Source organism: Pseudomonas sp. GW821-FHT09A09 (assembly GCF_059418405.1).
Genome location: NZ_JBWKPU010000014.1, coordinates 55,056 through 62,334, shown reverse-complemented (window position 1 = coordinate 62,334; position 7,279 = coordinate 55,056). Strand labels below are relative to the sequence as shown.

Annotated in this window: 9 protein-coding genes; 4 read left to right on the top strand and 5 right to left on the bottom strand. The window is 62.6% G+C overall.

The annotated features are described in order from the left end of the window. On the top strand, positions 1–293 hold a 293-nt coding region (locus AC07OV_RS14575; RefSeq protein WP_495092456.1), incomplete at its 5' end, for a hypothetical protein. Here AC07OV_RS14575 and AC07OV_RS14570 read toward each other — a convergent pair. Beyond that, positions 290–748, bottom strand: a complete 459-nt coding sequence (locus AC07OV_RS14570; protein ID WP_494996299.1) for a TIGR02444 family protein — start codon at positions 746–748, stop codon at positions 290–292. The two genes, AC07OV_RS14575 and AC07OV_RS14570, sit on opposite strands and share 4 nt — an antisense overlap. A 50-nt stretch (positions 749–798) precedes the next feature. Here AC07OV_RS14570 and AC07OV_RS14565 point away from each other — a divergent pair, with 50 nt between their 5' ends. The 3 genes from AC07OV_RS14565 (at position 799) to AC07OV_RS14555 (ending at position 4,002) form a co-directional block, all read left to right on the top strand. Next, positions 799–2,709: an ATP-binding cassette domain-containing protein gene (locus AC07OV_RS14565; protein ID WP_176996894.1), complete on the top strand. Its 1,911-nt coding sequence runs from the start codon at positions 799–801 to the stop codon at positions 2,707–2,709. Next, the gene (locus AC07OV_RS14560; protein ID WP_176996893.1) at positions 2,709–3,281 is read left to right on the top strand and encodes a mechanosensitive ion channel family protein; all 573 of its coding nucleotides are present in this window, start codon (positions 2,709–2,711) and stop codon (positions 3,279–3,281) included. The genes AC07OV_RS14565 and AC07OV_RS14560 overlap by 1 nt, the downstream gene beginning before the upstream one ends. An 88-nt stretch (positions 3,282–3,369) precedes the next feature. Beyond that, positions 3,370–4,002 (top strand): LysE family transporter, encoded by a 633-nt coding sequence (locus tag AC07OV_RS14555; protein WP_176996892.1) that lies wholly within the window; start codon positions 3,370–3,372, stop codon positions 4,000–4,002. A gap of 99 nt (positions 4,003–4,101) precedes the next feature. Here AC07OV_RS14555 and AC07OV_RS14550 read toward each other — a convergent pair whose 3' ends face one another. The 4 genes from AC07OV_RS14550 to AC07OV_RS14535 are packed head-to-tail and all read right to left on the bottom strand — an operon-like array spanning position 4,102 to position 7,248. Then, complete coding sequence (locus AC07OV_RS14550) at positions 4,102–4,842, bottom strand: penicillin-binding protein activator LpoB (protein WP_176996891.1); 741 nt, start codon at positions 4,840–4,842, stop codon at positions 4,102–4,104. A gap of 3 nt (positions 4,843–4,845) precedes the next feature. Then, the gene (lpoB, locus tag AC07OV_RS14545; protein WP_176996890.1) at positions 4,846–5,433 is read right to left on the bottom strand and encodes a penicillin-binding protein activator LpoB; all 588 of its coding nucleotides are present in this window, start codon (positions 5,431–5,433) and stop codon (positions 4,846–4,848) included. A gap of 35 nt (positions 5,434–5,468) precedes the next feature. Further along, complete coding sequence (locus AC07OV_RS14540; RefSeq protein WP_038844227.1) at positions 5,469–5,840, bottom strand: YcfL family putative periplasmic lipoprotein; 372 nt, start codon at positions 5,838–5,840, stop codon at positions 5,469–5,471. 10 nt (positions 5,841–5,850) lie between these two features. Next, positions 5,851–7,248 carry a COG3014 family protein gene (locus tag AC07OV_RS14535; RefSeq protein WP_494996296.1) on the bottom strand — a complete coding sequence of 466 codons (1,398 nt, stop codon included), beginning with the start codon at positions 7,246–7,248 and terminating at the stop codon, positions 5,851–5,853. Between the last annotated feature and the right edge of the window lie 31 nt (positions 7,249–7,279).

Below are 7,279 nucleotides of genomic sequence, written 5' to 3'. Positions count from 1 at the left end.
CTGCTGCGAAACCAGCCGCCAAGCCAGCTGCCAAACCTGCTGCTGCAAAACCAGCCGCCAAGCCAGCTGCCAAACCAGTTGCTGCAAAACCAGCCGCTAAGCCAGCTGCCAAGCCTGCTGCTGCAAAACCAGCCGCTAAACCAGCTGTCGCCAAGCCTGCCGCTGCCAAACCAGCACCGGCCAAGCCAGCCACCCCAGCGGCTACCCCGGCAGCCTCCACCGCTCCAGCCGCGACCGCCAGCAGCACGCCTGCTCCGGTAGCATCCAGCACGACCCCAACCAGCGCTTCCTAAGTGCTGGCAGCCACGGCGCGCAGCAGTTGCAGCGCGTCGTGGTCAAGGTTGGCGGCTTCGGTCGCCAAGCCTTCAAGCCATCTGTGCTGACCTTCCTTCTTCGGCCATGCCTGCGCCACTGCCTCCAGGCGCGTCAGTAATTCCCGCTCTGCATCCAACTCCAGGGCCTTGACCCGCTCCCGCAACTTATCCAAAACCTCATCCTGCTGCGCCATGGCGCGCCATTGCATGCGCACCTGTCGTAACGGCTCGATGACCTGCGCCTGCCAGAGCCCGGCGACCTGCTTGAGCGCCTGCAGACGTTCGGGTGTCTGCGCTACACCCCGTTGCTCCAGCCAGGCGCCACACAACAACAGGCACACATCCGCCCCTCGTTCCTGCAAGCGCAGGCAGGCGGCTTCGCAGCCCGAGCGGGCGTAAGTCGAAAGGGCAAAGCTCCACAGGTCAGCGCACATATTCACACCCAAGCCAGCGGCCAACGAAGCTGGTAGACTCCGCCGCCATTATGATCCGACTTCAAAGCCTAACATTACAGCGTGGCCCGCAACGTCTTCTCGAAGACGCCGAGCTGACCCTGCACGCCGGTCACAAAGCCGGCCTGATCGGTGCCAACGGCGCCGGCAAATCCACGTTGTTCGCCCTGTTGCTGGGTGAGCTGACCCCGGACTCCGGGGACTGCCTGCTGCCCGCCGACTGGCGCATCGCCCATATGCGCCAGGAGATCGACACCCTGGACCGCATCGCGATCGACTACGTGCTCGATGGCGACCTGCGCCTGCGCCAGGTGCAACACGACCTCGCCGAGGCTGAGAAAGCCCAGGACGGCGCCGCCCAGGCGCGCCTGCACTCGGAGCTCGACAGCGCCGACGGCTATACCGCCGACGCCCGTGCCCGCAAGATGCTCGCAGGCCTTGGGTTTACCAACGAACAGATGGACCGCCCGGTCGCCGACTTCTCTGGCGGCTGGCGCATGCGCCTGAACCTGGCCCAGGCGCTGATGTGCCCCTCGGACTTGTTGCTGCTCGACGAACCGACCAACCACTTGGACCTCGATGCGATCCTGTGGCTGGAAGACTTCCTCAAGAGCTACCAGGGCACCTTGCTGCTGATTTCCCACGACCGGGATTTCCTCGACGCCGTGGTCGATAACATTGCCCACGTCGAACAGAAGAAGATCACCCTCTACCGTGGCGGCTACACCGCGTTCGAGCGTGCCCGTGCCGAGCGCTTGGCCCAGCAACAACAGGCCTACGAGAAACAGCAGGCGCAACGTGCGCACATGGAAAGCTACATCGCCCGGTTCAAGGCCCAGGCCACCAAGGCCCGGCAGGCCCAGAGCCGGATCAAGGCGCTGGAGCGCATGGAAGAACTGTCGGCCGCTCACGTCGATTCGCCGTTCGACTTTGTATTCCGCGAGTCGGTGAAGATCTCCAGCCCCTTGCTGGATCTCTCGGATGCACGTCTGGGTTACGGCGACAAAACCATCCTGGAAAAGGTCAAGCTGCAGTTGACGCCGGGCGCACGCATCGGCCTGTTGGGCCCCAACGGCGCGGGCAAGTCGACGCTGATCAAGAACCTGTCGGGCGAGCTATCGCCCCTGGCCGGTCGCCTCACCCGTGGCGAGAACACGGTGGTGGGTTACTTCGCCCAACATCAGTTGGACTCGCTCGATTCCAAGGCCAGCCCATTGCTGCACCTGCAGCGCCTGGCGCCCACCGAGCGCGAGCAGACCTTGCGAGACTTCCTCGGCGGTTTCGACTTCCGTGGCGCGCGCATCGATGAGCCGGTGCTGAACTTCTCCGGCGGCGAAAAGGCCCGCCTGGCCCTGGCGTTGATCGCCTGGGACCGCCCGAACCTGCTGCTGCTCGACGAACCGACCAACCACCTGGACCTGGAAATGCGCCTGGCGCTGACCATGGCTCTGCAGGAATTCAGTGGTGCGGTGTTGGTGGTGTCTCACGATCGCCACTTGCTCAAGAGCACCACCGACAACTTCCTGTTGGTGGCTGACGGCAAAGTTGAAGAGTTCGACGGTGACCTCGACGACTACGCGCGCTGGCTGACCGACTACCGCCTGCGTAACGCGCCGGTCAGCAACACGCCGGTCAACCCGGACAAGACCGACAAGAAAGCCCAGCGCCAGGCCGCTGCCGCCTTGCGCCAACAGCTGGCGCCGCACAAGCGTGAAGCTGACAAGCTGGAAGCCGAGCTGGGCAAGGTGCACGAGCGCCTGGCCAAAATCGAGACCAGCCTGGGTGACAGCGCCGTGTACGAAGCCGCCCGCAAGGACGAGCTGCGTGACCTGCTGGCCGAACAGGCCAAGCTCAAGGTGCGCGAGGGGCAGTTGGAGGAAACCTGGATGGAAGCCCTTGAACTGCTCGAAACCTTGCAAGCGGAGCTGGAGGCGCTGTCCTAATGGAAGCCCTGCAACTGCCGCTGCCGGCGCAATGGGTAGAGCCTGTGTGGATCGGCGTGCAGATCCTGCTGATCCTGCTGGCCGGCTACCTGGCCCAGCGTTTTGTCGCCAAAGGCCTGACTCGCCTGGGCGAGCGCTACCCGTTCCCACCGCAACTGCTGATGCCCCTGCGCGGCGGCTTGCGCTGGTTGATCATGGGCAGTGCGTTGATCTTTGTGCTGGGCCGATTGGGCGTGTCTGCCACGGTGTTGTGGACAGCATTGTCGGGGTTTGTGGCGGTGGCGGCAGTGGCGTTCTTCGCCATGTGGTCGGTGCTGTCCAACCTGCTGTGCGCGATCCTGATCTTCACGGTCGGCCCGTTTCGCCTGGGTGACATCGTCGAACTGGTGGACACCGTCGACAAGCCGGGAGTGAAGGGCCGGGTCGTGGCGATCAACCTGCTGTACACCACTCTGGTCGAAGTCGCGGAAGCCGGCACCGACAGCGCCATGGTGCAAGTGCCCAACAGCCTGTTCTTCCAGCGCTCGGTGCGGCGTTGGCCAGGTAACCACGTGTTCCCGGGCGACCGCTAGCATTCACATCTTGTAAAAATCTATAGCCAGCCTTTGGTCGGCGGAGTTAGCTTAGGGCATCACAGCAAACTCCCTCCTGAGGTGTGTAATGGCACTCGATACGTGGCTGGCCTTTTTCGTGGCCAGTTGGATCATCTCCCTTTCTCCTGGTGCAGGCGCCATCGCGTCAATGTCCAGCGGCCTGCAATACGGTTTCCTGCGCGGTTACTGGAACGCCATCGGCCTGCAACTGGGCCTGGCGATGCAGATTGCCGTCGTGGCCGGCGGGTTGGGTGCCATTCTGGCGGCGTCGTCTACCGCGTTCTATGCGATCAAATGGTTCGGCGTGGCGTACCTAGTGTACCTGGCTATCAAGCAGTGGCGCGCCTTGCCCATGGATATGACCGATGACGCCGCCGTGCGCCCGATCGGCAAGCCGATGGCGATGATGTTCCGCGGCTTCCTGGTCAACGCCAGCAACCCCAAGGCCTTGGTGTTCATGCTGGCGGTGCTGCCGCAATTCGTGAACCCGCAGGCGCCGCTGCTGATCCAGTACCTGATCCTGGGTGCGACGATGATCAGCGTGGATATGATCGTAATGGCGGGCTATACGGGGCTGGCGTCGAAGGTATTGCGTCTGTTGCGCACGCCAAAACAGCAAAAACGCATGAACCGTACGTTTGCCGGGTTGTTCGTGGGAGCGGCGGGTTTCCTCGCCAGCCTGCATCGCGCAACGGCGTAACCCGATCAAACCTGTAGGAGCCGGCTTGCCGGCGATAGCGGTATACCTGATGTACCGCTATCGCTGGCAAGCCAGCTCCTACAGGGGGGCAAGAGTGATTCAGCGCAGGATTTTCGGCGCCTCATCCCTCGGCAGGTTATTGCGCAACGCCGGCTTGCCCGGGTCCTGGTACCCGCCACCCAACTGCTCCGCCAACTGGCGCGCCACATCTTCGCCAAGCGCTTTCGACACTTCTTTCACCACACGCGGCCGATTCAGGCTCACGCGCACGTCACGGCTGTTCACCAACTTGGTGTCCTGGCCTTCACCCATGGCGGTGAACGCCGAGGTGATTTCGTAGGTGCGGGTGTTGATCAGGCTGAAATCCGCCACCAGCGTCAGGCCCAGCACCGCCGAGTAGCTGTTGGTGCGGTCGATGGCGTTGATGTCCTGGGTGAAGTCGATGTCCGACAGCGTGCCGAACAGCACGTAGTCAGCCCCCTTGAAGTGGCCAGCCTTGATGCGCTTGATCACGTCGTAAACGTCACCCTTGGCATCGGCGGTGTAGGGCGTGCCCTGTACCAGCTGGAACTGGCGGGACTTGAGGATCTCGCCCTTGATGTCACCGCTGAACTTACGCAGCTCGGTCTGCTCGATGTAGCTGGTACGGCTTTCGTACTCGCTGTAGTTCGAGGCACCGCTGGCGTTGTAGGCACTCGCCTGGTAGTTGTTGCTCGCCGAAACCTGGTGGATGTACTCCTCGACCCGCGCCTCGTAGGCCAGGTCGGTCACCGCGATCTTCGGGGCGGCCTCGGCGCCAAAGGCGCACAGCAGGCCGATCATGCCGATCCATGCACGCATTGCTTAGCGCTCCGTGGTCTTGCGGATTTCTTTCTCGTCCATCCATTCGGCCAGGCCGCTCTCGACGTCAATCAGCTGCAGGCTGAACTTGTAGAACACGTCCTTGTAGTCCGAGCTGCGCTTGACGATGGAGCTGATGGAACCTTCCAGGCGGTATTTGGCGGCGACCATGTTGCCGGTCTTGCTGACGGTGGATTTCTTGTACAGGCCGCTCTGGTTCTGCAGCTTGAGCTGGTCGACCTGGCTCTGCATGTCGGTATTGTCGCTGGCGAAGCGCGCGGTGCCGGTCTTCATCAACTGGGTCTTGATCGACGTGGTGATCTCGCGGGTATCGATGTATTCGCTGGTCTTGTTCTTCACGTCATACACCTGCACCACCGGGCGGCCCTGCAAGATGCCGGACTGGGCCAGGGAGCGGGTCATGCTTTCGGCGATCATCTGCAAGTCGGTGGAACCGAACTCGTTGGTCACCGTTTCCACGGCCTTGGTGTCACCGTAGCTGATGTTCTTGCTGCCCAGTACAGGCGAGGTGTTGGAGCAGCCGCTGGCCAGCAGGGCAACGACAGCGAGCATCGAGAAGCGTGCAAACATGGGGAATTCTCTCTGAAACGTAAAAGGGGAACGGCTCAAGGCGTCTTCACTTCAAGGCGGAAGTCTGCCGCCTGGGGCAGGTTGGCAATGGCCGGCAGGAAGGTCGCCTGGTTGGCGTACAGGTTCAGCACTTTCCAGGTTTCTTCGTCGCCCACCGGAAAGCCGTCGGCGCCCAGCCAGGCAAAGCGGTAATACATCGTCTGGTTGCTGCTGGTGATGTTGCTCAACTGCACCTTGGCGGTAAGGAAGCCGTTCTCGCGTGCAACGCGGATGGCACCGACGGCGATACCCTTGAACTTGCCCATCACCACGATTTTGCTCGCAGCGCTGCCGGGCTCCGGTGGCGGCGGGGTGGCGCAGCCGGCGAGCAGGACCAGCGCCAGGGCGCCGAGGATGAAATGACGCATAGCGTGCTCCTTAAGGTTGCTTGAGTGTGGCGATGGCCTGGGGCGTGCTGCTTGGCACGACATGGGCGGCCAGGCCCCCGGCGAACACCTGGTTGCCGACCACGCGCAAGGTGATCACCTGGTAGCGCTGATCGGCCTTGACCGTCACCAGCGTGCCGCCCAGGGCGTTGGGCAGGCTGACCTGATGCTCGCCGTGCTTGAGGCGCAGGCGGGTCACCTGGGTCATGTCTGGCAGGGTGCGCCAGGTGCGGGTGTCGGCGCCTTCGGTCACGGCCGAGGCGATGCCCAGCACCAGGCCGGCCATGGGGTTGGTCTTGTTCAGGTTGTTTTGCGCCACGCCACGGCTGACCGCACGCACCGTGGTGCGCAGGATGATGCCCGGCATGTCATCGCGCAGGGCGCGGCGGGACATGGCGGTGGTGCTGTTGAGGGCGGTGAGGTTCTGCTGTTTGCCGTCGACGCCGATCTGGGCGAAGGTCGCGGTAGACGTGTCGGCCTTGATCACCGGGAACGACAGCGGCGTGATCACCAGATGGCCGTCGATAGGAATCGGCAGTGGCAGGCGAATCGAGTCGCGCGCCGGTGCCAGGCCGCTCTGGACCACGATCAGCACATCGGTTTCGTCGGCTTCGACCTTGGATTTGTCCAGGTCCAGCAATGCCTGTTCCAGCAACGGCGTGTTGGGGCGCAACTCGGCAGCCTTGCGGTAACCGGGGGCCGCCAGGTCTTTTTCGCCGAGGGCTTCGTAGACAAAGCCAGCCAGGTAATGGCTGAACGCACTCTGGTAGCTGTTTTTCAGGCCCACCACGTCTGGCGCGTTCAAGGCTTCCACCGGGTAGCCACTCAGGTCTTTCATCTGGGTGGTCACGCCTTCGCGCTGGGCTTCGTCCTCGCGCTTGAGGTATTCCTTGTCGCGCAGGTCGGCAATCACCGCTTCGCGTTCGTGGGTCTTCTTGATTTCGGTGCGGGCACCGTCGAAATCATTCAGGGCCAGCAGGTTCAGGGCCATCTGGGTGGTCAGCATGACTTTTTCGTAGTCATAGCCTTCGTAGCGGCGCACCTTGTCATTGACCAGGAAACTGCCGAACTGGGCGAGGTACTTCTCGCTGTCGAACTTGACGGACTCTTCCCACTTGTAGACTTGCAGATCGGCGCTGCGCCACGCGGTCTGGCTGCCGGTCAGGTCGCCCTTGGCCCGCAACAACTCACCTTTTTCGAAGAAATAGAGCAGGTCTTTGTCTTCGCCGGTGTTGTTCTTTTCCAGGAGGGTCAGGGCGCCGTCGACATTGCCGGTGGCCAATTGCTGGTTGGTGGCTTGCAGCTCAGTGTCATAGCTGCGGAACATCGAACAGCCGGAGAGCAACGTGACCGCGACGAGCGCGAGCGAAGGTAAGGCGCGAAATGCCATGCAGCTTCTTCCCTGAAAGTATTCAACCGGT

Bases quoted from the DNA above. Each gene is read 5' to 3' on its own strand.
- AC07OV_RS14570 (WP_494996299.1), bottom strand. From the start codon at position 748: ATGTGCGCTGACCTGTGGAGCTTTGCCCTTTCGACTTACGCCCGCTCG.
- AC07OV_RS14565 (WP_176996894.1), top strand. From the start codon at position 799: ATGATCCGACTTCAAAGCCTAACATTACAGCGTGGCCCGCAACGTCTT.
- AC07OV_RS14560 (WP_176996893.1), top strand. From the start codon at position 2,709: ATGGAAGCCCTGCAACTGCCGCTGCCGGCGCAATGGGTAGAGCCTGTG.
- AC07OV_RS14555 (WP_176996892.1), top strand. From the start codon at position 3,370: ATGGCACTCGATACGTGGCTGGCCTTTTTCGTGGCCAGTTGGATCATC.
- AC07OV_RS14550 (WP_176996891.1), bottom strand. From the start codon at position 4,842: ATGCGTGCATGGATCGGCATGATCGGCCTGCTGTGCGCCTTTGGCGCC.
- lpoB (WP_176996890.1), bottom strand. From the start codon at position 5,433: ATGTTTGCACGCTTCTCGATGCTCGCTGTCGTTGCCCTGCTGGCCAGC.
- AC07OV_RS14540 (WP_038844227.1), bottom strand. From the start codon at position 5,840: ATGCGTCATTTCATCCTCGGCGCCCTGGCGCTGGTCCTGCTCGCCGGC.
- AC07OV_RS14535 (WP_494996296.1), bottom strand. From the start codon at position 7,248: ATGGCATTTCGCGCCTTACCTTCGCTCGCGCTCGTCGCGGTCACGTTG.